The 23,133-nt window shown below is 49.8% G+C and carries 26 protein-coding genes; 9 read left to right on the top strand and 17 right to left on the bottom strand.

The window, feature by feature from the left end; all coding sequences use genetic code 11:
- Positions 1–39: 39 nt before the first annotated feature.
- Positions 40–2,478, bottom strand: a complete 2,439-nt coding sequence (locus ACFSUS_RS10670; RefSeq protein WP_381522324.1) for a glycoside hydrolase family 20 protein — start codon at positions 2,476–2,478, stop codon at positions 40–42.
- 92 nt (positions 2,479–2,570) lie between these two features.
- On the opposite strand from ACFSUS_RS10670, the gene ACFSUS_RS10665 reads away from it, so the two are divergent.
- Positions 2,571–3,191, top strand: a complete 621-nt coding sequence (locus tag ACFSUS_RS10665; RefSeq protein WP_381522323.1) for a DUF6134 family protein — start codon at positions 2,571–2,573, stop codon at positions 3,189–3,191.
- A 106-nt stretch (positions 3,192–3,297) separates the two neighbouring features.
- Positions 3,298–4,587 carry a lytic transglycosylase domain-containing protein gene (locus ACFSUS_RS10660; RefSeq protein WP_381522322.1) on the top strand — a complete coding sequence of 430 codons (1,290 nt, stop codon included), beginning with the start codon at positions 3,298–3,300 and terminating at the stop codon, positions 4,585–4,587.
- A gap of 69 nt (positions 4,588–4,656) precedes the next feature.
- On the opposite strand, the gene ACFSUS_RS10655 is transcribed toward ACFSUS_RS10660, so the two are convergent.
- The 4 genes from ACFSUS_RS10655 to ACFSUS_RS10640 all read right to left on the bottom strand — a co-directional run bounded on the left by ACFSUS_RS10655 (position 4,657) and on the right by ACFSUS_RS10640 (position 10,592).
- Positions 4,657–5,604: a homoserine kinase gene (locus ACFSUS_RS10655; protein WP_381522321.1), complete on the bottom strand. Its 948-nt coding sequence runs from the start codon at positions 5,602–5,604 to the stop codon at positions 4,657–4,659.
- Positions 5,605–5,683: 79 nt separating this feature from the next.
- Positions 5,684–9,364, bottom strand: a complete 3,681-nt coding sequence (locus ACFSUS_RS10650) for a DUF7149 domain-containing protein (RefSeq protein ID WP_381522319.1) — start codon at positions 9,362–9,364, stop codon at positions 5,684–5,686.
- A 97-nt stretch (positions 9,365–9,461) separates the two neighbouring features.
- Positions 9,462–9,941: a hypothetical protein gene (locus ACFSUS_RS10645; protein WP_381522318.1), complete on the bottom strand. Its 480-nt coding sequence runs from the start codon at positions 9,939–9,941 to the stop codon at positions 9,462–9,464.
- Between the two features lie 84 nt (positions 9,942–10,025).
- Positions 10,026–10,592, bottom strand: a complete 567-nt coding sequence (locus ACFSUS_RS10640; RefSeq protein WP_381522317.1) for a hypothetical protein — start codon at positions 10,590–10,592, stop codon at positions 10,026–10,028.
- 119 nt (positions 10,593–10,711) lie between these two features.
- On the opposite strand from ACFSUS_RS10640, the gene ACFSUS_RS10635 reads away from it, so the two are divergent.
- The 6 genes from ACFSUS_RS10635 (at position 10,712) to ACFSUS_RS10610 (ending at position 15,760) form a co-directional block, all read left to right on the top strand.
- A complete protein-coding gene (locus ACFSUS_RS10635) occupies positions 10,712–11,275 on the top strand; it encodes a Crp/Fnr family transcriptional regulator (RefSeq protein ID WP_381522315.1) in 564 nt (187 codons plus the stop codon).
- A 122-nt stretch (positions 11,276–11,397) separates the two neighbouring features.
- Positions 11,398–11,850 carry a RidA family protein gene (locus ACFSUS_RS10630; protein ID WP_381522313.1) on the top strand — a complete coding sequence of 151 codons (453 nt, stop codon included), beginning with the start codon at positions 11,398–11,400 and terminating at the stop codon, positions 11,848–11,850.
- Between the two features lie 23 nt (positions 11,851–11,873).
- The gene (locus ACFSUS_RS10625) at positions 11,874–12,611 is read left to right on the top strand and encodes an SDR family oxidoreductase (RefSeq protein ID WP_381522311.1); all 738 of its coding nucleotides are present in this window, start codon (positions 11,874–11,876) and stop codon (positions 12,609–12,611) included.
- Between the two features lie 54 nt (positions 12,612–12,665).
- Complete coding sequence (locus ACFSUS_RS10620) at positions 12,666–13,526, top strand: SDR family NAD(P)-dependent oxidoreductase (protein WP_381522309.1); 861 nt, start codon at positions 12,666–12,668, stop codon at positions 13,524–13,526.
- A gap of 55 nt (positions 13,527–13,581) precedes the next feature.
- Positions 13,582–14,472, top strand: a complete 891-nt coding sequence (locus ACFSUS_RS10615) for an MBL fold metallo-hydrolase (RefSeq protein ID WP_381522307.1) — start codon at positions 13,582–13,584, stop codon at positions 14,470–14,472.
- 73 nt (positions 14,473–14,545) lie between these two features.
- Positions 14,546–15,760 carry an FG-GAP repeat domain-containing protein gene (locus ACFSUS_RS10610; protein ID WP_381522305.1) on the top strand — a complete coding sequence of 405 codons (1,215 nt, stop codon included), beginning with the start codon at positions 14,546–14,548 and terminating at the stop codon, positions 15,758–15,760.
- Between the two features lie 156 nt (positions 15,761–15,916).
- Here the strand turns inward: ACFSUS_RS10610 and ACFSUS_RS10605 are convergent, their stop codons facing one another.
- The 10 genes from ACFSUS_RS10605 to ACFSUS_RS10560 all read right to left on the bottom strand — a co-directional run bounded on the left by ACFSUS_RS10605 (position 15,917) and on the right by ACFSUS_RS10560 (position 20,603).
- Positions 15,917–16,300 (bottom strand): hypothetical protein, encoded by a 384-nt coding sequence (locus ACFSUS_RS10605; protein ID WP_381522303.1) that lies wholly within the window; start codon positions 16,298–16,300, stop codon positions 15,917–15,919.
- Entirely contained in the window at positions 16,269–16,613 is a 345-nt protein-coding gene (locus ACFSUS_RS10600; protein WP_381522301.1) for a hypothetical protein, read from the bottom strand. The genes ACFSUS_RS10605 and ACFSUS_RS10600 overlap by 32 nt, the downstream gene beginning before the upstream one ends.
- A gap of 73 nt (positions 16,614–16,686) precedes the next feature.
- On the bottom strand, positions 16,687–17,031 hold the full coding sequence (locus ACFSUS_RS10595; protein WP_381522300.1) for a hypothetical protein: 345 nt from the start codon (positions 17,029–17,031) through the stop codon (positions 16,687–16,689).
- A gap of 42 nt (positions 17,032–17,073) precedes the next feature.
- Positions 17,074–17,418 (bottom strand): hypothetical protein, encoded by a 345-nt coding sequence (locus ACFSUS_RS10590; protein ID WP_381522298.1) that lies wholly within the window; start codon positions 17,416–17,418, stop codon positions 17,074–17,076.
- 103 nt (positions 17,419–17,521) lie between these two features.
- Positions 17,522–17,884, bottom strand: coding sequence for a hypothetical protein (locus ACFSUS_RS10585; protein ID WP_381522296.1), 363 nt, complete (start codon positions 17,882–17,884; stop codon positions 17,522–17,524).
- Positions 17,885–18,032: 148 nt separating this feature from the next.
- A complete protein-coding gene (locus ACFSUS_RS10580) occupies positions 18,033–18,926 on the bottom strand; it encodes a hypothetical protein (protein ID WP_381522294.1) in 894 nt (297 codons plus the stop codon).
- Between the two features lie 90 nt (positions 18,927–19,016).
- Positions 19,017–19,385 (bottom strand): hypothetical protein, encoded by a 369-nt coding sequence (locus ACFSUS_RS10575; protein ID WP_381522293.1) that lies wholly within the window; start codon positions 19,383–19,385, stop codon positions 19,017–19,019.
- Between the two features lie 35 nt (positions 19,386–19,420).
- The gene (locus tag ACFSUS_RS10570) at positions 19,421–19,753 is read right to left on the bottom strand and encodes a hypothetical protein (protein ID WP_381522291.1); all 333 of its coding nucleotides are present in this window, start codon (positions 19,751–19,753) and stop codon (positions 19,421–19,423) included.
- 152 nt (positions 19,754–19,905) lie between these two features.
- On the bottom strand, positions 19,906–20,247 hold the full coding sequence (locus tag ACFSUS_RS10565; RefSeq protein WP_381522289.1) for a hypothetical protein: 342 nt from the start codon (positions 20,245–20,247) through the stop codon (positions 19,906–19,908).
- Between the two features lie 20 nt (positions 20,248–20,267).
- Positions 20,268–20,603: a hypothetical protein gene (locus tag ACFSUS_RS10560; RefSeq protein WP_381522287.1), complete on the bottom strand. Its 336-nt coding sequence runs from the start codon at positions 20,601–20,603 to the stop codon at positions 20,268–20,270.
- Between the two features lie 103 nt (positions 20,604–20,706).
- Here ACFSUS_RS10560 and arfB point away from each other — a divergent pair, with 103 nt between their 5' ends.
- On the top strand, positions 20,707–21,108 hold the full coding sequence (gene arfB / locus ACFSUS_RS10555; RefSeq protein ID WP_381522285.1) for an alternative ribosome rescue aminoacyl-tRNA hydrolase ArfB: 402 nt from the start codon (positions 20,707–20,709) through the stop codon (positions 21,106–21,108).
- 673 nt (positions 21,109–21,781) lie between these two features.
- Here arfB and ACFSUS_RS10550 read toward each other — a convergent pair.
- Complete coding sequence (locus ACFSUS_RS10550) at positions 21,782–22,195, bottom strand: DUF596 domain-containing protein (RefSeq protein ID WP_381522282.1); 414 nt, start codon at positions 22,193–22,195, stop codon at positions 21,782–21,784.
- A gap of 130 nt (positions 22,196–22,325) precedes the next feature.
- Entirely contained in the window at positions 22,326–23,015 is a 690-nt protein-coding gene (locus ACFSUS_RS10545; RefSeq protein WP_381522280.1) for a 3-keto-disaccharide hydrolase, read from the bottom strand.
- Positions 23,016–23,133: the final 118 nt, after the last annotated feature.

Genomic DNA, 23,133 nt, shown 5'->3' with positions numbered 1-23,133 from the left:
CGATTTGACCGTTCTTTTTATAGCAAGCCACTTTGTATCCTATTTCACCTCAATCTCATCAACGGCCATCTGTGCGGGTTTACCCGGATTACGTAACCCAGCTGGAACTTGCCCAACGTTCAGCGCAATAACCTGAACGTAGCGGGCCGTTGTTTGGGCAAAATCAAATGGCAAGCGAACAATACCCCGCTTGCCACCCTCAGCAGCATTCGTTTTTATCGACAGTACCGGCCGGAAGGTTTGACCGTCGTCGGAAACTAATATCTCAACTTGCTTTGGTAAGCAAAGGTTACGGGCCGTGTATTTCACAAAACCGACCCGAACGCTTGAAACGGGCTGCGGCTTGCCTAAGTCAATTATAACATTGATATCGTTGGCAAACGAAACAACATTGGCTAGCTCATAGCCGCCCATGCTACCGGTTGTACCATCGGTAAGACTGTAATTTCTGTCGGGTCGGCCTGTCGTTGGGGCACTGAGTAATTTGTAAGCTTTACCCGTAGCGCTCGAAACAATAAACTCCCTCTGGATTTTCGCCAGCTGGCTTAGTGGTTGTCCGTTGCTGAACGTAGCCGCCCGAACGGTCGTGGATTGATCGAGCATGAACGGCCTTTCATAACGGGGCGATTCGCTGGATGGCACGGAGCCATCCACGGTATAACGGATGTCGGGCGCGAGAGCGTCGGCGCTAAGCGTTACGGTTAGCTTTCCGTTGGGTATGGGCTTTGCCGACGGCGTTACGTCGTAAAACGTTCGGGCAAAATTGACGTTCAAGGCGGTTAATCGGGCAAAATGCGCAGGTAAACGACGCGAGAAATCCGTATAGTTCTTTTGAGCCAGGGGTGTCCACAGCACTTCGGCTAAGGCGGCTGCGCGTGGCCAGGCCATATATTCTACTTCGGCTGGCTCAGCTAGATACTCGGTCCAAATGTTACCCTGGGCACCCAAAATGTGCGTTGCTTCCGTGGGTGACAGCTCCGTTGGGGTTGGATTGTAGGAGTAGACCATCGCGATTGGTAGTTGCCCGCCAAACGCCATTGGCTCCTGCGCAGGATCGCCCTGATATTGGTCGAAATAACAGTATTGGCCGGGTGTCATGATCACGTCGTGGCGTTGGCGGGCGGCTTCGATACCGCCTTTTATACCCCGCCAACTCATGACCGTAGCGTCTGGCGACAACCGGATCGTCGAACTGTTTCCTTCTAAAATTTCGTCCCAACCGATAATTCGGCGACCTTTTGCATTGACAAATTTGTCGATACGGTTGATAAAGTAGCTCTGCAACGCGTTTTCATCTTTCAGGTTTTGTTGCCTCATAAGCTGCTGCGCGAAGTCGCTCTTACGCCAGGTTGATTTAGGGCACTCGTCGCCACCTATGTGAATGTACTTGCTGGGGAACAAGGCCATGACTTCGGTCAGGACGTCTTCCAGAAATTGAAACGTCTTGTCATATGGACAAAATACATCGTCGAAAACACCCCACTTGGTAGCAACCTGGTAGGGAGATGCACCATCGCTACGTCCATTACAGCCCAATTCAGGATAGGCCGCCAGAGCCGCCAGCGCATGTCCTGGCATTTCGATTTCGGGCACTACGTTAATATATTTGGCAGCTGCATACCGAACCACTTCCCTAATATCGTCCTGCGTATAAAAGCCACTGTATGGCTTTCCATCAAACACCTGTGGATCGTATTCGTCGTAATGGCCAACAAGGGTTTCGCGTCGTTGGGCACCTACTTGGGTTAGCTTTGGGTATTTTTTGATCTCAATTCGCCAGCCCTGGTCATCCGTCAGGTGCCAGTGGAAGTTGTTAAACTTGTGCAGGGCCATCAGATCAATATATTTTTTGATGAAAGCCACCGGAAAGAAATGGCGACTCACGTCGAGGTGCATACCCCGATACACATAACGCGGCCGATCCTGAATCCGGCAGGCAGGAATGGTAAGCGCTAAGGGCAGGGGGCTGAGGGCTTGGGGGGAAGGTGTATTCGACGTTGTTCCCCTGCCTTTAGCCCCTTGCCCTACGCCCAAAACAGTCGGCGGCAGAAGTTGATAAAGCGTCTGGACGGCGTAGAAAAAGCCTTTTGGATGCCTGGCCTCAATGCTGATGAGTTGGTTGGTGACGTCTAGCTGGTAACCTTCTTCGCCCAATGATGTATCCTGAGAAGGACTGAATTGAATTACGTTGCCGGTTTGGGGCGTTGTACCACCAGGCGTTGGGTTGCTATTTCGAACCTGAATGTTCAGATTAGTGGCCCGGTTCAGTTGATGGGCAAAGGTGTCAGCAATAGCCCTCAACTCTGCCTGCTCGACGGGTATTACCAGGCGGGTCGTGTTGTTAATGATGAACTCGCCAGCACGGGGTTCCAACTGGGCAGGACGCGGAATAACGGTGTATCGGTCAACAGACTGGCCGAAACCAAAACAGGTAGTGACTAAGAGAGTAAAAGCTAAAAGAGCAGAGCGAACAGTCATAGAAAACACAGCAGGATAGAGTCGGCTGTACAGCGGCTTAGTAGTGCGGAAATCGGGTTTATCATCCAAAATTACTTTTTATATAAACGTTAATGAGTATCAGTTTTACGAAGGCTTGTCGGTTAACTTTTCTATTAATTTTCTATGCGTCGTTTCTTTTCGCTCAACCAACCGCCGAGACGCATCAGTATGCCATTGAAGTAGCGGGTATTCGGGTGGGTACCATGACGGCCGTACGCCAACCCCAGGTCGACAATCGCACTACCTATACGCTCATCAGCGACGTAAAAGTGTCTTTGCTGGTGTATACCGTAAAAATTTATTACAAAGTCGTTAACCAGTTTGTTGGCCAGAAACTCATGTTATCAACCGTCGATGCCCACACTAATCGGGGTAATTATGCATCCCGAACCGAGTGGAAAGGCGATCATTATGATATCGTCGCGAACCAGTATAAATACAAACATCAGGCGGTTGAACGTAATAATATTGATTTTCCAATCTCGTCTTTGTACTTTTACGAGCCTGTCGGGCGAAAAAGAATATTTGCGGAGTATTTTGGGGACTATTTCAACGTCAGCCAAACCGCACAAGGCACCTATCGAGCCCAACTGGGCGACCGGCAAGACGACTATATGTATGAGAACGGTAGGCTGGTAAAAGTAATAAAACACAACTCGTTAAAGAATTTTGTATTGCGGCTGCTAGAGTAGTGTAGCAGGGACAAAACAGGGGAGAGGAAGCCGCCAAGTTTAGTACCGAAGGCTGTTCGAGGGAACGCCTGAAGAATTGCGTACCCACCGTAACCCACTGTCGTCCATGACGAAATACCTACTGCTAGTAGCGGCTGGAATCGGCTGCTCATTTACCAGACTCTCTGCCGTTGCTCAGCCCGCCACAAACTTCATTGCGCTACATACGGAGACCTCCGCAGCTATAAAGCCCACCAAGGGTATTGCTGCTGAACCTATTGATTTCTGCGGAGAGAATATTCCAACCACCCATCCCGACATTACCGCTCGCTGGACTCGTACCCTGAATCACCAGGCTGCCCTGGCCGGAAGTTTAACGCTGTTGAAGCGACGGGCCGCTGTCGTCTTTCCATTTATTGAGCCGATTCTCAAACAATACCGAATTCCGTCCGATTTTAAGTTTCTTCCCCTACTCGAAAGCGCAGTCACGAATCGGGCTGTTTCGCGCAGAGGGGCCGCTGGTTTCTGGCAGCTGATGCCCCAAACGGCGCAGTCGCTTGGCTTAAGTATATCGCACCGGCGCGACGAGCGGTTTAACCTCAAAAAGGCTACGCACGCGGCCTGTCGATACCTTAATGAACTCTACGACCAGTTGGGGTCATGGATGCTTGTGGCCACTGCCTATAACGCCGGACCTAACTACATTCAGCAGTTAAGCCGTCAGTATCCCAATCGGCATCCGATGGCGTTGCCGTATCGAGCGCCTGAAACAAAAGCTTATTTATTTCAGGCCGTGGCCGTTAAAGAGCTACTTACGCATCCACAGGCCTACCGGGATCGGCTGAGTACTCGTCATCTGGCCGCGCTCAGCGAAGATCAGCTACCCATGGCAGCCGCGGAGCGAGCTGATATTCTCGCTTCGTTTGATATGAATGAATCGGCGATGTCTCCATTAACGGGTCAAGCTGATGCGGCTCCTGCCTTTATCGCTGATTCGACAACGAACGTAGTCTTGCTCATTGACGATGGGCTGGAGCCTGGTAACGAACGTGAGAGTGAGCCAGCGGATTCTGTTCATCATGCATCTGAGCCTGTGGTTGCTGCACCTATTAACCGGCTCATAACCCGAAGTATGAGCGAAGGCACCTTAACCGAGGGACAATTGTGTATATTTCAGGTTGTACAGCCCATAAAAATTGATGAGCGCAGCTTCAACGTTGGCGACCTTATTCACGCCCATATTGATGTAATTGATGCAGCCTCTGGCCGGGTCTTTCTGCATACTGACCGATTGACGACGGCTCTGACTCAGGAGACGGTTCCTTTAAAGCTCGTCGCTACCGAACACCCTCATCAGCCAGGCGTTGCTTTGCCAACCCGTTTGGAGAACTGGAAGCTGGAGTGGGAGCAATTGTAGGTTGATTGGGTAAGACTACCTTGTATCCTGCCTGCCCCTGCTTACCCCTCCCGAAACATCAGCTACTACTCAACTCAATACACTGCTTTCCAATACCTTAGGTCCCTGTTTGTTGATGTCTGACACGTAGGCGTCGCTGGTAATGCCTACCGACAGAAAGGCCTGCTGCATCGCCTGACCGATACGTTCGGCAGTTTGGATGTCCCGGCTTAGCGCAAACATGGATGGCCCCGACCCCGATAGGCTACATCCCAGTGCCCCGTTATCCAGAGCCGCCTGCTTGACTTCGTGAAACTCCGGAATCAGGATGGCGCGCACGGGCTCAATGATCACATCGACCAGCGAACGGCTAATTAGGTCATAGTCGGGCGTCATTAAACCGGCAATCAAACCCGCTACGTTACCCATCTGAATGATGGTGTTCTTCAGCGAAACTTCATTCTTAAGGATAAACCGGGCGTCTTTGGTGTTTACCTCAATGTCGGGATGAACAAGCGTACAGAACAGAGACGCCGGCGTTTCAATCCGGATAACATCGAGTGGATTGTAGCTCCGAATCACGACAAACCCGCCGAGCAACGAAGGCGCTACGTTATCGGCGTGAGCTGAGCCGCAGGCTAGGCGCTCGCCTTCCATAGCAAAAGGTAACAGTTTAACCGTAGGTAACGGTCGGCCCAGTAACTCATTAATTGCATAAACACCGGCAACGGCGCTGGCCGCGCTGGAGCCTAATCCGCTACCAAGTGGCATCTGCTTGTGCAGCACTACGTCGATCCCTACGTCGGTGCGGCCAATGTGTTGCAAATACGTCTGAATAGCAATGCCCGCTGTGTTCCGCTCTGCTTCCCGGGGTAATCGGCCCTCATCGCCAAAGATGTCGGTGATGCTAACGCCGGGTTCTTCGCGGGTGGTTAACGTGATCTGATCGCCGGGGTTAGCGACGGCAAAGCCGAAAATATCGAATCCACAGGCAACATTGGCGACGGTGGCAGGGGCAAAGACTCGGATAGAATTCACAGCAGAGGAGAAAGCGACTAAAGCACAAGTTTAAGGCTTTCGGGCTGGAAAATCAATTTTGTTCCCAGCTGGTGGGCAGCTATTTTCCGAAGACCATGCGCTGCTCTTCGGCCGTCAGGCCATACAGGTCAAACACTAATGCATCGAGCGTTGACTCCAGCTCAGACGTGTCGGCTCCGGAATCTCCTTGCTTGGCCGATAGAATTGCATCCACTACTGATATAAATGGTGCCTGAGCTTCGGGTGACAACTCAGGAATGGGGGCGGCTCGAATGTCGTTTATAGTAAGTTGTGTAAGCGATTGTTTGTCTCCGCCCAACAATCCGGCTGTCTTCAAGTAAGTGGCGAACGACGAATTTAAGATCGCCAGAATATATTTTACCGAGTAAGCCGAGTCTGTGATAACTAAGGTGTAGAGGTCAGGTTTGGTCGCGAATTTATCCTTAGTCCATGTGGCAATTATGCGAAACGGACGCCCCGGCTTTTGCCTGACCAGTAGGCGTTGTTTGTCAATAAGGGCGTATGCTTCGGACGAATTCTCCCCATAACGTATAAATGAATCAGGTACGGGAGCTGTGTATCTGTTTATAATTCCAGAGAAAAACGGTACGTAGGTTTCGTCGATCTGATGATCGGAAGCGTCTTTCTTATTGACTACAATGCCCCGGACTACTGTCGAGATAGCAGCAAGCGTTTTTGGAAATGCCGTTAAGCGTTGTTTTACAGAGAGAATCTTATTGTCGAAAATCAACTCTAAACCTGCTGTGTTTGTCCATACCGAAGAGGCTACTGACGCAAACCGTACGTGAGAGGCCAGGTCTTCAGTAATTTCGGCTTCTGGATTGAATGCGAACACCGCAGCATTATACGTTTTTTGGTATCCCTTCCTGATCTGATAAAGACCCATTTCCAGATTAGCGTCCTCAAACACATGGTGGGGAAGCGTAATGCCGTTTTCGAGGGTACCATGTTCTGCCAGCAATTTTCTGGCTGCGTAGTAGGCACTTCCCGTTTGCCAGGAGGAAGGCATAACGTAGGCTAATAATCCCTGAGGTTTTACTAACTCTAACCCCCGTTCCAGGAACAGTGTGTACAGGTCGGCCGTAGCTTTGTATTTGCTACTGAGGTATTTCTTTTCGTAGCTCTCAACGATTGACCTGCAAGGGGGTTGGTTTACTACCAGGTCGAAACCAACGTAATCACCAGCTTCGTCTAAAATCTCGGGGAATGCAAACCGCCACTCAAACGCCTGCTCAAATATGCGCTGCTTATTGGCAAAGGCTCGCTTTTTGGCGTTTAACTGACTGGTTAAGTTTAGGAATTGAGCATCCTGGTCAATGAAATCCAGGGTCAGGGCCGACTGGGCTAGTTTCGCTTCAAGCCGACGTATGTCCGCATAGTCTTTCTGATCAACGAGCGCCATCTGAACGACGAACTCGTGAAACTGCTGAATGCGGGTGCGAACGTTGTCTTTTTGCGCTTTATCGTACGAGTGTTTGTAGGCCAGTAGATCCGTAGTGTATTGCTGGAGCATGGGCAAAAGCTTCTCCCGTAGACCCTGATTGCGCAGACTATCGATCCGAAACTCCGTATCGAACCGGCTCACCAGCGAATTTCCCACTCTGATGTTTATATCGAGACTAGGCAGTAACACAAGCTCTTTCGTCTCCCGGCCATCAACGCGATAATACAAACTCTTTAGCAACTCGATCCAAAGCCGCAAGCGACAGATGCTGATAGCGTTTGGGTTGATGTCTACCCCAAACAGACAGTTTTCCAGGAGCGTCTGCTTCTCGTGAAAAAGCGTTTCCTGAACGCGCTGAACTTCGCTGTGCACAACTCGAATGCCTACATCCGAACGCTGCAAACCATTAGCCCGCACATGACCATTCGCGTTACGCAGGTCTGGAGCAACGTATTGGAAAATCTCGCCGTCCTCATTAGCAATAATCAATTCATCATCAGCAATCGTGATCGTACAGTGGTGAAGAAGCCGTCCATCGCGGTCGACGAGGATGCCTAGTTCAGCTTTTAATGCTATCAGCTCGTTCAAGGCTGATACCAACAATTGCCCACTACCCACGGCCGGGTCCACGATACGTAACGAGTTGACAACGGCGTTGGCTTCGGGAAGACTAATGCTGCTCAAACGGTCATACAGTGCCGTCGTATCGGCGCAAGTCCAGCCGAAACGTTCATTGAAGCGAGCCACAACTGCCTTCCGGATCGCGTCGCGAACGACATAGGTTGTGATGAAACCCGGCGTAAAAAACGAGCCGTCGCGGTACCCGTTGAGTTTTTCGAGAACCAATCCGAGTCCCGCAGTATTGATCGAGGGCTTACCGTCGGGCTGTACTTCGGCTGCACCATCGCACACAAAGTCATACGCATCCAGAAACGTCAGCAGGTAGTGTAAGGTCGGTAGACGACGCGTATCCTCGCTTTTCAGGATCGTTTGCCCAAACAAAGGTAAGTCGGTTTGGTCGTTGAGATCGTTGACGGTTAGGGTCTTACGCTCGAGATCGGTTAACTCGAACAACGAACTGTTTACATAGGGGAGGGAGTCGGGTCGTCCGTCATCGTATTGGCTGGATACATTAGCTGGACGCTGATCTTGGGGTAATGCCAATACGTCGAAGAATAACTCGTTCAACTCCTCGAACCGCCGAATGTGCTGTGGCCCCAAAAACGAAAACGAGCCATCTCCGCGGTGGTAACGGACTAGCTGACTTTCGAGTAGTTTAAGGAACACAAGTCGAGTGATCCAGGTGAAGCACAAGGTCAGTGCTACGTTGAAAAGCTGATCGTTTTCATCAACGCCGTACTGCTCCCGGTTTTCCAGCTTTGCCAGCGCATTTGTTTCCTCCAGGCGTTGGATGGTGTTTTCCAGCAGCGCACCAGTAAGACGTTGGTCTGGAGGCAGGCGTTGGATGCGCTTAACGCTTACGGCAACAGACTTTCGGCTAGCCGACCGGCTTTCCTCAATTTCGTGGAATCCCAGAATGTGGAGCAGTTCGTTATAAAACGCCTGGTTAAGCGTATTGGCATCGTTCGGGTAAGGGAGCTTCAGCAGATGCTCTGGCGAAAACAGTTTAAAAATCGGAATTAATACGTAGTCGGCCTGCTGAGGTGGCGATTTGAGAATATCAGCGGTTTTGCGCAGATTGAGACAGGTAACGGGCACCTCGGCATCGAGTTCGCGCAGAATACGAGCCGTTTCAGCATAGAAGAAGGCGTTATCTCTCTGTTGTTGCTGCTTAATCTGGTAGAGTTTCCGAAGCTTTACGTTCTCGTAAAAGAACTGCCGGAAATCGGGTTCATCGAAGATAAACCAGTTGTAAACGTCGGTAATAATCAACTGGCTGATGACTGTTTCTGGCTGTCGCTCCCGCTCGTCAAAGTAGTACAGGATTAATTCGTGCAGCGCTTTGACGTTGTTTTTAATCGTTGTCATCATCTCGCCGGCAAACACGGTCTTCGCGTTGATGATTGCTTCTGTTGGGAGTTGGCTACTCGAACTATGGTGAATGACAAGACCAGTTCGTTCGTGAGTGTTAATGGTAAACGGGCGTTCGTAAAACGCTTCGTTCAGAAAACCCGCGATGATATTCTTCTGATGTTCTTCCGCCCCGTTTTCGTCAACTCGCGAGAATAGCCGTCCCAACGCCTGCCGGAACAAATCCATGCGACCCTGTGAGATCGATTGTTTCGCGTATGCCTTGTTAAGTACCTGAGTGGGTTTGCGGAGAAGCAGCCTCATGGGGCAAATTTACGGGTAAAGACAGAGGTTGCGCAGAGAACTTAACCTTTATTGGCGTTCTCTGCGCAACCTCTGCGTTGGCTGCTATAGGGCAACGTTATTCGCCAAACAGCTGATTCCAGATGCCTTTAGCTTTTTCTTTAGCGGCTTCAATCTGAAGAGCGGCTTCAGCTTTCAGCTCGTCGAGCTTAACTTGTGCCGCTTCGAGTTGCACGGCGGCTTCGGCTTTCATGTCGTCAAACTTATCTTCAGCCACATCCGATAACTCATCCGCTTTGGCGGAGGCTGCGGCAAAGGTGGTTTCGGCCTGTGCCTGCAGGTTGGTCAGAGTTTCGGCGGTGGCACTTTTGGCGGCTTCAAAATGCTGGGTTGCCTGGGCTTTCAGACCTTCTATGTCAATGTCTTTACCAACCTCCTGCGCTTTGGCAACCAACTGATCTCTCAACTCATCGAGTTGGGTAGCGGCCGTGTTGAGGTGCTGATTAGCTTCGGTTTTGAACGCTTCAAGTTTTTCGGCGGCCGTTGCCTTAGCGGATTTCAGTTGTTCACTGGCTGAGGGCTTTGCGTTGTTTTCCATAAGATTACCTGTGGGGTTTTGATACGTGCGAAAGTTGAACAGAAAGCAGGGGAATTGCAAAAACGCAGCCGTATTGGCGCTACGTTATCCCAACCGCCGGACAATTAACCCATTAACCAGCTCAAATAAACCAGCTGGTTTGAGGGTGCGCCAATTGGCAATGTCGAGCGTGCCACCAAAGTTTATGTAATAGTCGAGGTGGTATTTTTTCCACTCGCGCTCAATAAACTCCGGTGAGTGAACGGCCGCAATCCATCCATCTTCCACGTCTTCAAACCATTCTTCGTAGTAGGCATCATCGGACCCGTGGAAGTTCAGAATGTTTTCGCTGATGAGGATAAAATACTTGATGCCTTCATTGACGAGCGGATCGACGACCTGCCGTTTGAGATACATGATGTCATTGTGAAGCGTGTCGTTCCACTCGCCAAACAGTTCAATGACGACAAACTGGCGGTCGTAATTGGCGAAGAGAATCTTACAATAAAGCGTTTCGGAGCCAATTTCATCCCAAAGTGGGTGAATGTAGTAGCCGTAAATATCATTCTCGTACTGCTGCATATTGTACTCGCGCTCATGAAACGGCGACCGTTCATCCTCCGACGCTACGTAGTATTTTTCCCAGCCGTAGAAAGGTTCAATGTCTTGCATGATTGAGGTGGTTAGTCCCGGTGGCTTTAGAAAGGCTAACCTCACGAATAACGCCTTTTTTCGGGCGTTTGTTGAGCAAAAAACGCCGTACCATTTACAAAACTGTATAGGTTTGTTATATGGAAGAAATGTTTCGTCAACTCGAATTGCTGGTTACGTTGCCGCTGGATGCACAAGCTGCGCTCACTTCCTTATTCACTCCATTGCAGTTGGCCAAAAACGAGTTTTTTGTTCAGGCAGGTGAGCCAACGCAACAAATCGCTTTTGTTCGCACGGGTATTCTACGCGGCTATTTTACCTCGCCCGACGGTGTTGAATACAACAAAACGTTTTTTGTCGAAAATGACTTGTTCGGTATTTATTACGCCCTGCTCCTTCGCCGACCCAGTCATTTGTCTGTACAGGCGCTAACATCCTGTACGTTGTGGGTCGCCAATTTTACCCAGGTCGAAGCATTGTACGATTCTCATCCGGCTATTGAGCGAATGGCTCGTCGGCAAGCCGAACGCTTATTTCTGATCAAAGAGCAGCGCGAAATCGATCTGGTAATGCTCGACGCTAAAGCTCGCTACGAAAAATTACAACAAGAGTATCCGAACCTCGAACAACGAATTCCCCAGTATCACATAGCTTCTCATCTGGGCATAACACCAACGCAGCTGAGCCGAATTCGGGCGTTATAACTTATTTCTTTACCTATGTAAATGCGCGGGGCCTTAGGCCTCTTTTCCTTTGTGTCAAGTTCTAAACAAATTTTACGCAAATGAAAACGCGACTAATTCAACGAGTTACAATCGCAATCCTTATGGCAACGACCGCAGCAAACGCTCAAACTCCCAATGTTCTTCAGCAAGAGAAAAACACGTTTATTAACCCGAAGGAACTGTTCAACCCCGTGTACAACGGCTTTTCGCACGTTGGTAAAGTACCTGCCGGTACAGGATTGATTTTTGTTTCGGGGCAGTGGGCGTCAAATGCAGACGGTAAACTGGTATCTACCGATTATGAGGAGCAGGTTCGGCAGACGCTCATTAATGTGAAAGCTGCGTTGGCCGCAGCGGGCGTTTCAACCCGGCACGTTGTTAAGCAGACGATATACATCGCTGATTTCACGCCCGAGAAGAAAGCTATTTTGGGTAAGATCGCTGCAAAAGAGTGGGGCGCTGAGATTTTCCCAACCAGCACCATCGTACCGCTGCCTGTATTGGCTACGGCGCCCGGCTGCCTGATTGAAGTAGAAAGTCTGGCAACGAAATAGCCTGTCTAACAGCTACACTAGCCATGAAGCTAACGAATCAATGTATTCTGCTTACGGGCGGAACTTCGGGAATTGGCCTTGCCCTGCTTCACGCGCTGCACCAACGGGGAAACCGACTTGTTGTTGTAGGACGTAACGAAAAGCGTATGGCGGAGTTGCAGGCCAGTTATCCAGACGTACGGTTTCTACAGTATAACCTGTCTTCTTCGGCCGACGTTGCTGATTTAATTTTAACCATGCAGCGGGAGCATAATAACTGTTCGGTATTGATTAACAATGCCGGTGTGCAATACAACTACATGCTCGGCGATGATTCGGAAAGCCAGTCGCGCATTGTCAGCGAGGTACAAACTAATTTAACGGCAATAATTCAGCTCTGCGATGCACTGTTGCCAACCCTGAAACTGCAGCCCGAAGCCGCTATCATTAATGTAACATCAGGATTAGGCCTATCGCCCAAGCGATCAGCACCCGTCTATTGCGCGACGAAAGCAGGACTTCAGGTTTTTTCTAAAGCGTTGCGCTACCAGCTTGAAGGTTCATCAGTACAGGTGGTCGATGTTGTGCTTCCCTTGGTCGATACGCCAATGACCGTCCGGCGAACCAGAAGTAGCAAAATCTCGCCTGATCAAGTGGCTTATGAATTGATTCGGGGTGTTGAACGAGGGCAGGCTGTTATTGACGTCGGCAAGGTTAAATTATTCCGGCTCATTCATCGCTTGTCGCCGGGGCTGGCCGACCGAATGTTAAAGAATGGCTAAGTTTTGTAGCACAGGCTGGAAGGCTGGACCACTGACCGGTGCTACATTTACTGAATGAAACCCATCAGCAAAAACATCCTCATCACCGGCGTCTCGACGGGTATTGGTTACGGTGCCGCCCGGCAATTTGTCCAGCGTGGCTATACCGTCTTTGGTAGCGTTCGGGCCCAGGCGGATGGCGACCGGCTGCGGGCAGAGTTGGGTGAACGCTTCGTGCCACTCGTATTCGACGTAACAGATGCCAATGCCCTGAGAGCAGCCGCTCAGATGTTAACCGATCGACTCGCTAATGATGGATTAGGTGGGATAATAAACAACGCTGGTATTGCCATTGGCGGGCCTCTGCAACACCAGCCGATCGACGTCGTTCGCAAGCACTTTGAGGTTAACGTGCTAGGACTATTGCAAGTAACCCAGGCATTTTTGCCCTTACTCGGAGCGCGAGACAATCATCCGGTTCAGCCCGGCCGTATTCAGAACATCAGTTCTGTGAATGGGCAGATTGCCATTCCGTTCATGGGTGCTTATGTGGGTTCGAAACACGCGGTCGAGGGCATGTCGCATAGTTTACGCCGGGAGCTGGCTTTATTTGGTATTAAGGTCGTAATCGTCGGGCCCGGCGCGGTGAAAACGCCTATCTGGGGAAAAGGAACCGACATCAGTCCTTATGCGGATACGGCCTATTATCCGGCTATGCAGGGATTTTTGAAACAAGTACAGGTAGCTGAAGAACGTGGCTTTTCAATAGACTACATTGGTAAGCGTATTGTGCAGATTCACGAAGCCGTTAACCCGCGTATTCGGTATGCATTAGTGCCTCGTAAGGTAACCGGCTGGCTGATTCCACGGATGCTGCCCGATCGTGCGCTGGATTGGATTCTGGGCCGCATGAGCGGCTTACGATCGAAGGTGTGATGAAAACATTGCCAAAACTTCTCAACTTTGGTAACAATTTCATCACATTCGCTCTATGCTTAAACCCGCCTTTCAAAAAGATGACTCGCTCCTGGCTGATATTGAAGCTGCCCGAGGTGAACCCGATATGCTTCATATCTGGTGGCTTGGCCAAAGCGGTTTTCTCGTGCAATGTCAGGGTAAGCAGTTGCTGTTCGACCCCTACTTGTCTGACTCGCTGAGCTGTAAATACGCGGGCACCGATAAGCCACACGTCCGCCTATCAGAACGGGTTATTGATTCTGCCCGCCTGGCCAATATCGACGTAGTGACTTCCAGCCATAACCATACCGATCATCTTGATGCCGAAACGCTGTTACCGCTGCTGGCTACCAATCCCGACATTGATTTCGTTATCCCAGAGGCTAACCGAGCCTTTGTAGCCGATCGACTCCGAGCAAGTCCAATTTGGCCTGGTCTAGAGTGGCCTGGTGCAGATTGGCCCATTGGCCTTACCAACGGCATGTCGGTGCTGGTTGATGGCTGGCTGATTCACGGCGTGCCAGCTGCCCATAACGAACTGGAGGTGGATGAACTGGGGCAGAACAAGTTTATGGGATTTGTGGTGGAGATTGCTTCGGGCGATAATGAATCTTATAAAATCTATCATTCCGGCGATACACTTTGGTATGACGGTATTGTGGATATACTGCGCCCGTTTGACATAGACGTCGCTTTGCTGCCCATCAACGGTAATAAACCCGAGCGACGGGTAGCCGGTAACCTTAATCCCGACGAAGCCGCCCGGCTTGGGCGTGACATTGGGGCCAAACTGACCATTCCTCATCATTACGATTTATTCGAGTTTAACACCGCCGATCCGGCCGATTTCGCACGGGCCTGCGAAGCATACGGTACGTCGTATCACATCATGCAACTGGGCGAACGCGTAAGCATCCGTCGGTAGAACCGCAAAAGCACTAGCTTTGATACGTAGCGTCGACACTCTTGTCGACGCTATGTATCTAATCACTTACGTTATGAAGAAGACAATACTTTTCTGTTTGCTAATTGTTCGGACGGTCGTTGCCCAGCAATTGAAGCCAGATTTTAAGATACAGGTTGTCGACAATCAGATCGCTATTGGCTATGGGCTGGCGATTGGTGATGTTGATGGCGACCGGCGGCCTGATATTTTGTTGGCGGATCAGAAACAGTTTGTCTGGTATCAGAACCCCGGTAATAAAACCGCTCCCTGGAAGCGCTACGTCATGGCCGCTGATCTGACTCCTCAGGATAATGTCTGCATTGCAGCCCGGGATCTGGATGGTGACGGACGAGTGGAAGTGGCCGTTGGTGCAGGCTGGAATCCGTCCGAAACGAGTGATGGCACAAAATCCGGTGCCGTGTTTTACCTCATTCGTCCCAGTGATCCGACCCAGCGGTGGGAGCCGGTTCGGTTGCCGCACGAAGTAACAACGCATCGAATGCGTTGGGCTAAAACGGGGGCTACCTATCAGCTAGTCGTTGTACCTTTGCACGGCCTGGGAAACAAAAACGGGGAAGGGCGTGGGGTACGTGTTTGGGGATACGAGTTTCCGAAGAACCCACGCGCTCCCTGGAAACGAAACCTGATTGATTCGACACTTCATCTGACGCATAATTTTGAAGTCTGGGAAGATAATTCCTCAACCGGTGTAATCATTGCCAGCAAGGAAGGCGGTAAGATTATCGAGTGGAAAAACAACGCCTGGCGCTACATGCCCGACGAAGCCGCCCGCAACGCCTTGCCCTTACTAACCAACAACACCGACGGTATGGGCGAAATCCGGCGGTTCGATAATGGGAAAGGTATCGCCACCATTCAGCCGATGCACGGCAATTTGCTTCAGGTAGAGAATGGTTATTACTCGCTCAAGTCGCCTAAAGAGGTGGTAACCGACAAAGAGATCAGCATCCTTTCCGACGGGCTTAGTCAGGGCCACGCGCTGGTCTGTGGAGATTTTTTAGGCATTGGCCGCGACCAGATTGTGGCCGGTTGGCGTAACCCGAATCCTGACGGCAAAGTGGGTGTGCGATTGTTCAACCCGCAGGAAGAAAACAATTTTCAGGGTTACCCCCTGGACGAGAGTGTTCGGATGGCCTGCGAGGACCTGCAAGCCGCTGACCTGGACGGCGATGGTGATCTTGACCTGATTGCGTCGGGTCGGGCCACACTCAATGTGCTGATTTACTGGAATCAGTTGAAGAAGTAAGGTATAGAAGTTGAGCGTAGTCTTAGACTACGCTCGGGTGTTATCCGGTCTGTGACCGGTATGATGTAGTTTATTTCCGGTCGGAGACCGGATAACGCCCGAGCATAGTCTGGAGACTATGCTCAACCCCGGACTATGTCAAACAGATAACTCAGTTTACGAGTTGCCCAACTGGCCCGCCAGCGAACGTAACGACGATGAAATGCCTTCGAGCCGGTAAGGAAGATCGCCTTCGGGGCCAATCAGCGTGCTGAACTCAGCGGTCTGGTCGGCTAGCGTAGTCAGCAGCTGGCTAAGTTCATTCGCATTAATCTGGTCACTTTTCAGCTGCGTTTTCACGCGTTCGAGCGAGTCAGTAATCTCTTTTGTGTTATCGCTATGGCGCAGCTGTTCCAACCATTGATCGATAACCCCCGTTCCGGTCTGGGGCGTCTCGTTCGTAATATCGGATTCTAGAATGCTCGTCGTTGCATCGAGCAAATCCGTTGATTCTTCGTGGGTGAGCATATCAAAATTGGCTGCTAAAGTTGCGTAACGCACTCGCTAACTGCTTGAGTCGACCTGAAGTCGTCCCGTCAACAGATGGCTCATTAGATATGGCTAACGTGTGGCTAGCCATGTTAATCAATAAATGCCGGACCGTATCGCCGTCGATGTTGCCCGATTTGAGATGATCGCGTAGTACACCCGCTTCGGCCACAATACGTTCGGCGCCTACGTCGCCCCGCAAGGCATTCAGCCAGCCTTCGAGCAACAGAATTCCCCGTTCGGGCGAGATGGTACTAGCACTTCCTTCGCCGAATGCGCCTAAGGTGTCGGCTAGCATTCGGGTTTCTAACGTTGTTCCTTCCATAGTGTAGTGAATGAAGACGGCGCAGCTAGGTAGCACCGTCAATCCATGGCACTACTTAACCGCACCGGTTGGTTTATAACTTACTGGCAAAATTCCGTAGAACCTTCGACAGGCTGATCATGCCGCCTGTCCAGGTGCCCTCAGCAGTTGGGCCCTGGGCTGCCTGTTCGGCCTGATCTGCCAGACTCATCATTACTTGCCGGATGTGCTGGCTATTGGGCTGTGCTGCCTGCAACTCGGCGCGTAATTCATTCAGATGGCTCTCTAACTGCGAGAGGTTCGGCTCACCTTGTAACGATTGTAGCCAGCCGTCAATGAGCATGACGCCCTGAGCGGGCGAAACACCAGACTGATTGCCATCCCGAAAAAGTCCGAGCGTGTCTTCGAGCATACGCTCTTCCAAAATATTCGATCCCATCGGCGTTCGCGTTTTGGTTTATATGTAGTACACAGTTGTAAACTATAACCGGTCGCCAAAGTTTCGGAGGGCCGTAGCTAGCTTTTCAAGTTTTCCTATGGTCTGTTCCTGCACGTTTGAGCCCTGAGTAATCTGCGTTACGTTGTCGGCCAGGCTTGCTAACAAATCCCGAATGCGGTCAGGGTCAGGATTGGCGAATTGCAGTTGACCACGTAACTCGATTAACTGATTTTCTATGGCGGCTGTGCGTTGGGTTCCCTGAACTACTTCTAACCAGCCGTTGATGAGCTTGATGCCATCCGTAGGCGCAGCCGTGCTGGCGTCACCTTCACCGATGGTAGTGAACATCTGCTCAAAAAGTCGTTGATCTAATGCGTGAGAAGGCATATTGTTACGAATTATAAGAAGGTCATAGAGTTGTAAAGTTTTCAGGCTGATAACGCTTTGCCCTGTTTTTGAACTCGACAACTGTATGACTATAAAACTTGATTTAAACAGTGGTTGAAAACTGACCGGCAAAGTTGCGCAGTGCTGTCGATAGCGTCGTCAGGCGCGAAGGCAGGTCACCTTCTCCTCTTGCGGACAACTGCTCGGTCTGGTCAGCCAGTTGGTTGAACAACTGCTGAAGGCGTTGCGCGTTGGGCGCTCCAGTCTGGAGCTCCTCCCGCAATTGGGAGAGCGGTTCCATGACATCGCCCGCAATATGATTGTTTTTAATCGATGAGAACCAGTCCGTAATGAGCGACATGCCTTCCTGCGGTGAAGCGGCCTGTCCCTGGTCAAAGGCACGAATGGTATCGTCAATTAGCGTAGTTGCTGATGAGCCTGTTGTTTGCGAATGTTGATTTGCCATGATAACGTTGAGTGATGTTTATTATGTGTCAGACTAAACCCGTCTGCCGGGAGTTTGTTTGGTAAAATTAAACCACCGAAGCGGAGCGAAAGGTGAAAGAGCGTTCTGACACTAGATCACTCATTCGCTCTTTCACCTTCCGCTATTTTTAATATTGCGACCGGCCTCCCGAGCCGCCAACCTCTGAATCGCTGGAGCCGCCACTGATTGAGCCGCCCGATACGCCTGAGCGTTGGGTACCCGAGTTAGCACTATAGTCGTCGCCATCCGAACCGGTGCCATAACCTGAGCCATAGGAGCCACCGTCTTGTGGTCGACCACTATCGCCCGACGAAGCGCCGTAAGCACTACCGCTTTCTGAATCACCGACGTCCTGAGTCATGCCCGATGAGCTACCCGTGGTTGAGCTTATGCCGCCTTCGCTACCGGTTTCGTCGTCCATACCCATTGCCGAATCGTTATTGGTAGGATTAGCATTCGCGCCCGATGCATACCCACCATCGCTGCCCGTTGGATCATCCATACCAACTGCTGAATCATCACTACCATTGACTATGCTGGCTGCCCCACCGTTTCGGTTCGAGAGGTCGTCATCGCTGTTTTTATAGAACGCCGAAGCTCCCGCACCACTGTTGTTCGATTCGCCACCCACGGTGCTGGTCATGGGGGCCTGCCCCCCGGTATTTGCTGGTCTCGACGAGCCACCAAAATGTTCGCTAAAGCCTTGTAAGGCATCCACAAGTGGTGTTAGTTTGGTTTTAACATCCGTTTCGGCTGAATTGGCTGCTTGCTTAACCTGATCGACCAGGTCTTCCAGAATACTATGAATTTGGGAGCCGTCGGGGTTACCGCTTTGCAATTCAGCTTTCAGGCTGCTTAGGCCGTTCACCACCGGGTTTGCTCCCTGGTTGTCACTACGAAGCGTGTTAATCCAGCTGTCGATGAGCGAAATACCATCAATCGGCGAAATGCTTGTTACGTCGCCGTTGAATGCGCTGACAGTCGTGTCAACTAAATTAGATGCCTGTTGATTCAGTGCCATGTTGAGATGTATGTTTTAAGGGTTACAATGTTGATTGAGGAGTTAAAACGTTGCCTACTAGGCATGTTTTCAGCCCCCAATTATACATCACTATGCGTTTGCTACCTGTCTGTGTAAATTTTCGAGAACGGCAACCAACTGCGACAGTTCATCCTGTTCAGCGCTGGCTTCGGCCGTAGTCGCTATTTTCTGCGTCTGATCGATGAGCCGTTGCAGAAGCGACGCAATACGTTCGGCATCGGGCCGGTTATAGCGTTGCAGGGTATCGAGTTCAATACGCAGACTGGCCAGCGTATCGGCAATTTCGTCGGTGGCCTCAACATCAGAATCCTGTAGCCGGTTAAGCCACTGGTCAATAAATGATAAGCCATCGGTAGCGGTTGTTTCGCCGATGCCGCTGTCGAAGGTGTTAACGGTCTGCTCAATGAGCGACGTTTGATTCGGGTCTTGTGTAATCATGGTCGTGTTTATTAACTGGTCTATGTTGCCGTAGCTTACCTCAATTCTTTGCTAAATTCCTTGAGCGAGTCGGCCAGATCTTCGAGCGAATCCTGATAGTCGCGGTTGACCCGTCGGGCGGCTTTGGCAGTTTGAACGCTAAGCTTTTCGAGAAGGGCCGATATCATTTTACCATCTGGTTCCCTCGTGTTCAACTCGTCGTACAGGGTCTGTAGTTGGTCGGCCAGGCTGTGGAGTAGTTCTTCTTTTCTGAGCGCCTTGATCCAATCGCTGATCAGGCTGGCTCCGTCTTTAGGCTCAACTGAGTCAGATCCACTGTCGAGTGTATCGATGGTGGATTCAATGAGTTGATCAGCTTTGGCTATCATGACGAACAGCTGTTTGCAGGGTGAAAAATGAATGAGGCCAGCTAAACAACTGGCCTCATTTCAACTTGATGTAATTCTATATTGTTTATAGATTTATACTAATTCCCTGAAAGCTTTAGCTAAAATCTACAACATGTTCAAGGCCGTACGTCTTACTTCGCCATTCCCTGGGCAAAGTCTTTCAGCGCCGTTGAGAGGTTCTGCAATTGCTGTTTGTATTCGCCCTCGGCGGCATTGTTGGCCAGGTCGATGGTTGAGCCCGACAGGTCACGCATCACACGTTCTACCTCGCGCATGTTATTGTTGTTGAGGGCGTCGCGAAGCTTTTCAAGGGGTTCGGAAACCCATTGGGTGCTGACATTGGTGCGAACAATTGCAATCCAGTCTTCAATTAAGTTTACCCCATGATCGGGCGTAGTTGAAGGAGCGCCACCGCCAAGCGCCGACAGTGTATCGTCGAGCATCGTAGCGATTTTTTGATCGTGATGTGCCATGTTAGTTGGGTTTGATAAGGTTAAGCTTGTTCCAGGTCGAGTGCAAATGAGCGGAGTGAACTAGCTAATTGTTTCAATGAATCAGTATAATGACTATCCGCACCGCGTGAAAGGTGCTCGGTTTGTTGGGCGACCTGGTTCAGCAGATCACGAACGCGGCTCCCGTCGGGTTCCATCGCGTGGAGCTCATCATACAATGATTGCAAGCTCTGAGTGGCTGGTTCGGCACCGTTGGTATGTTTCAAAACAGAAATCCAGTCTTTGATTAAATCGGCGCCAGATGCCGGTTGGAGATCGCGTTGCTGTAAGCTCTGCAACGTACCTTCCAGCATAGTCAATGGGTGAGCATGTGCCATAACGTTGAATCAATTAGTTTTGACGAAAAGAACCATGCTATCCGGGGATTGTTCACCCGGTATATGTGTTTTCATATAAAATCTATTGATTGACTTGGTTAAAATGGATGCGACTCGTCTACAGCCCGATGTTCAGTATCAGTTTGCGCGGAGTGGGGGCGCGGGTGGCCAAAACGTGAATAAAGTAGCCACGAAGGCCGAACTGCGCTTCAATGTGCGTACGTCGACACTGTTAACGGACGAGGAACGTGCCGTTCTGGAAGAAAAGCTAGCCACCAAACTCACCACCGATGGCGAACTCGTGTTAACTCACCAGACAGAGCGGACACAATTAGCCAATAAAGAAAAGGTAACCAAGAAGTTTTACCGGCTTATTGAAAAAGCCTTCGAGCAGCCAAAGCCGCGTAAGGTGACCAAGCCATCAAAAGCGGCTGTGGCCGAACGTATCGCCGAAAAGAAGCGTAAAGGCGACGTGAAAGCAAACCGGAAGAAGGTGGATTATTGAGGGAACGCTCTTTTCTCTGTTGGCCGAGGCTGATCAAAAGAGCAAGCCTGCTATGCGTACAAGAATTTTTGAATCAGGGTTTTGTATTATTCTTGTTTCTGGTTCATGACTAAGAATATGTTAATGGATTAAATGGTGGTTGATCAAAGTCAAAGACTTTGTTGATCATCAAAATAAGATAAATCACTACTCAGCAGTTTGTTAAGAACATATTGTTGAGTAAGTATCAAAAAATCGTTAATTAAGGGATCTCTTTTAATATTAAACAAAGATAGTCTATCTAGTAAAATGGGAGGTGTCTGGCGAAACTCAAAGGCACATATTCCTGAATGGCCCTTTGATAATAGATCCGTTTCATAACTTCTGTTAATAGAAACGTATCTCAGTACTGCTTCTACGGGTACGAAGTGTTCAACATCTTTAGGCCGGAACAAGCAATTAAAGGTTGCTCCAATTTTGATATCAGAATAGGAATTAACACCAAACACAAGGAAATAATCTGACTGTAATATATCAGCTCTAATACCTTTTTCTAATTCATTTTTGGTCGGTAGATCTTGTAAAAGAACTGTTGGGCTTGAAGTAAATAACCCTTGGTTGTAATATTCAATAAAAATATTGAATACCTCGTTGTGTGTAATTGTATCCCTGCCTTTGTATAAGTGCCGTTATGTTAAGTCCAAAGATAGAAACGTCCATCACCTGTCGGTGAAGTTTCAAATCCATTATCATCGATGTCGGTATACCAGACTAATCCGCCAGGGCATTCATCTAAATACCACCAATAAGCATCTTTCTCATTCATTTCCTCCAACGTTGTTGGAAAAGCATTCCTGAATTGATTAGCTTGTTCTTCAGGTGAACCCGATAGGAACTGCCCTTTTTTCGCTATACGCGCTTCTTCCCTTCTCAGAATCTCTTCGAGTACACTACTAAACAAATTAATGCGATTTTGATAGGACGTGTAGTCTCCCATTATGCTGTAATCATTGGCGTAAGCAGTGACTGCCCACAGTTCATCTGTCGCAAAAAATTGACTTTTAAGATGGTCTATAATACTGGTATAAGCGTCTCTGCCAAGCGTCATTGCTATTGTATAATCTCTTACATATTAATCTACGGCCAATCTAGCAGTTTATAGGTAGTGCAGCAACTTTCGTTTATATTAATTACCCCTGCTCGTCACTGGAGCAGGGGTAGAGCGAACGGTGACTTTTTTACAGCTCCCGAATCTGCACATTCCGATACCAGACGCGCTCTTTGGGGCTATGGTTTTGGAGCGCAATTTTCCCCCTTGCATGAGGAGTGGCGTAGGGCCAGTTGGCAAATTTGCTTTTGGCTACCATAGCTTTCCACTCATCCGTGCCATATTCGTATTCAACGACCTTCTTGCCGTTGAGGTAGTGTTCAACGTGGTTGTTATTCACCACAATCCGGCCTTTGTTCCACTCTCCGACGGGTTTGGCGGCATTCATATCGGATGGCGGCATTACGTCGTAATTAGCGCCGGTGAGCTGGCTATCTTTTAACTTATAAGGGTTGCCTTGTGCATCCAGATACCCTTTGTCGTCGATGACCTGGTACTCAGGGCCTGACATGTACGTTGTCTTGATATCAGGACTATCAATGATTTTATAGACAACGCCACTGTTGCTGCCTTTAGGGATTTTGAACTCAAATTCCAGTTCGAAGTTCTCGTATTCTTTATCCGTAACGAGGTCACCGCCTGTGCCGTCGGGGGTCATAGCCCCATCTTCTACGTACCAGCCAACAACGCCGTCTTTATGATAGCTGTGCCAGCCTTTAATCGTTTTACCATCAAATAAAGACGTCCATTTGTCTTTTTTGGGAGGAGCTGCCAACGCTATTACGCTGAGCAAGAGGCAGGAGAAGAGTAGTTTTTTCATAGGGATCTGGTTTTTCGGTAAAAGTACTAAAAAGTAAAGCGGGTGGAAATCCGCGCTCTGTCAAGACTGCTTACACAGCCACAAAGCACGGGTTTCCACCCGCTTTACTCGTTTATTA

Source organism: Spirosoma soli, assembly GCF_042684525.1.
In the GTDB taxonomy this organism is placed as follows: Bacteria; Bacteroidota; Bacteroidia; order Cytophagales; family Spirosomataceae; genus Spirosoma; species Spirosoma soli.
This window is presented reverse-complemented; position numbering and strand designations above follow the sequence as displayed.

Bases quoted from the DNA above. Each gene is read 5' to 3' on its own strand.
- ACFSUS_RS10670 (WP_381522324.1), bottom strand. From the start codon at position 2,478: ATGACTGTTCGCTCTGCTCTTTTAGCTTTTACTCTCTTAGTCACTACC.
- ACFSUS_RS10665 (WP_381522323.1), top strand. From the start codon at position 2,571: ATGAGTATCAGTTTTACGAAGGCTTGTCGGTTAACTTTTCTATTAATT.
- ACFSUS_RS10660 (WP_381522322.1), top strand. From the start codon at position 3,298: ATGACGAAATACCTACTGCTAGTAGCGGCTGGAATCGGCTGCTCATTT.
- ACFSUS_RS10650 (WP_381522319.1), bottom strand. From the start codon at position 9,364: ATGAGGCTGCTTCTCCGCAAACCCACTCAGGTACTTAACAAGGCATAC.
- ACFSUS_RS10645 (WP_381522318.1), bottom strand. From the start codon at position 9,941: ATGGAAAACAACGCAAAGCCCTCAGCCAGTGAACAACTGAAATCCGCT.
- ACFSUS_RS10640 (WP_381522317.1), bottom strand. From the start codon at position 10,592: ATGCAAGACATTGAACCTTTCTACGGCTGGGAAAAATACTACGTAGCG.
- ACFSUS_RS10635 (WP_381522315.1), top strand. From the start codon at position 10,712: ATGGAAGAAATGTTTCGTCAACTCGAATTGCTGGTTACGTTGCCGCTG.
- ACFSUS_RS10630 (WP_381522313.1), top strand. From the start codon at position 11,398: ATGGCAACGACCGCAGCAAACGCTCAAACTCCCAATGTTCTTCAGCAA.
- ACFSUS_RS10625 (WP_381522311.1), top strand. From the start codon at position 11,874: ATGAAGCTAACGAATCAATGTATTCTGCTTACGGGCGGAACTTCGGGA.
- ACFSUS_RS10620 (WP_381522309.1), top strand. From the start codon at position 12,666: ATGAAACCCATCAGCAAAAACATCCTCATCACCGGCGTCTCGACGGGT.
- ACFSUS_RS10615 (WP_381522307.1), top strand. From the start codon at position 13,582: ATGCTTAAACCCGCCTTTCAAAAAGATGACTCGCTCCTGGCTGATATT.
- ACFSUS_RS10610 (WP_381522305.1), top strand. From the start codon at position 14,546: ATGAAGAAGACAATACTTTTCTGTTTGCTAATTGTTCGGACGGTCGTT.
- ACFSUS_RS10600 (WP_381522301.1), bottom strand. From the start codon at position 16,613: ATGGAAGGAACAACGTTAGAAACCCGAATGCTAGCCGACACCTTAGGC.
- ACFSUS_RS10595 (WP_381522300.1), bottom strand. From the start codon at position 17,031: ATGGGATCGAATATTTTGGAAGAGCGTATGCTCGAAGACACGCTCGGA.
- ACFSUS_RS10590 (WP_381522298.1), bottom strand. From the start codon at position 17,418: ATGCCTTCTCACGCATTAGATCAACGACTTTTTGAGCAGATGTTCACT.
- ACFSUS_RS10585 (WP_381522296.1), bottom strand. From the start codon at position 17,884: ATGGCAAATCAACATTCGCAAACAACAGGCTCATCAGCAACTACGCTA.
- ACFSUS_RS10580 (WP_381522294.1), bottom strand. From the start codon at position 18,926: ATGGCACTGAATCAACAGGCATCTAATTTAGTTGACACGACTGTCAGC.
- ACFSUS_RS10575 (WP_381522293.1), bottom strand. From the start codon at position 19,385: ATGATTACACAAGACCCGAATCAAACGTCGCTCATTGAGCAGACCGTT.
- ACFSUS_RS10570 (WP_381522291.1), bottom strand. From the start codon at position 19,753: ATGATAGCCAAAGCTGATCAACTCATTGAATCCACCATCGATACACTC.
- ACFSUS_RS10565 (WP_381522289.1), bottom strand. From the start codon at position 20,247: ATGGCACATCACGATCAAAAAATCGCTACGATGCTCGACGATACACTG.
- ACFSUS_RS10560 (WP_381522287.1), bottom strand. From the start codon at position 20,603: ATGGCACATGCTCACCCATTGACTATGCTGGAAGGTACGTTGCAGAGC.
- arfB (WP_381522285.1), top strand. From the start codon at position 20,707: ATGGATGCGACTCGTCTACAGCCCGATGTTCAGTATCAGTTTGCGCGG.
- ACFSUS_RS10550 (WP_381522282.1), bottom strand. From the start codon at position 22,195: ATGACGCTTGGCAGAGACGCTTATACCAGTATTATAGACCATCTTAAA.
- ACFSUS_RS10545 (WP_381522280.1), bottom strand. From the start codon at position 23,015: ATGAAAAAACTACTCTTCTCCTGCCTCTTGCTCAGCGTAATAGCGTTG.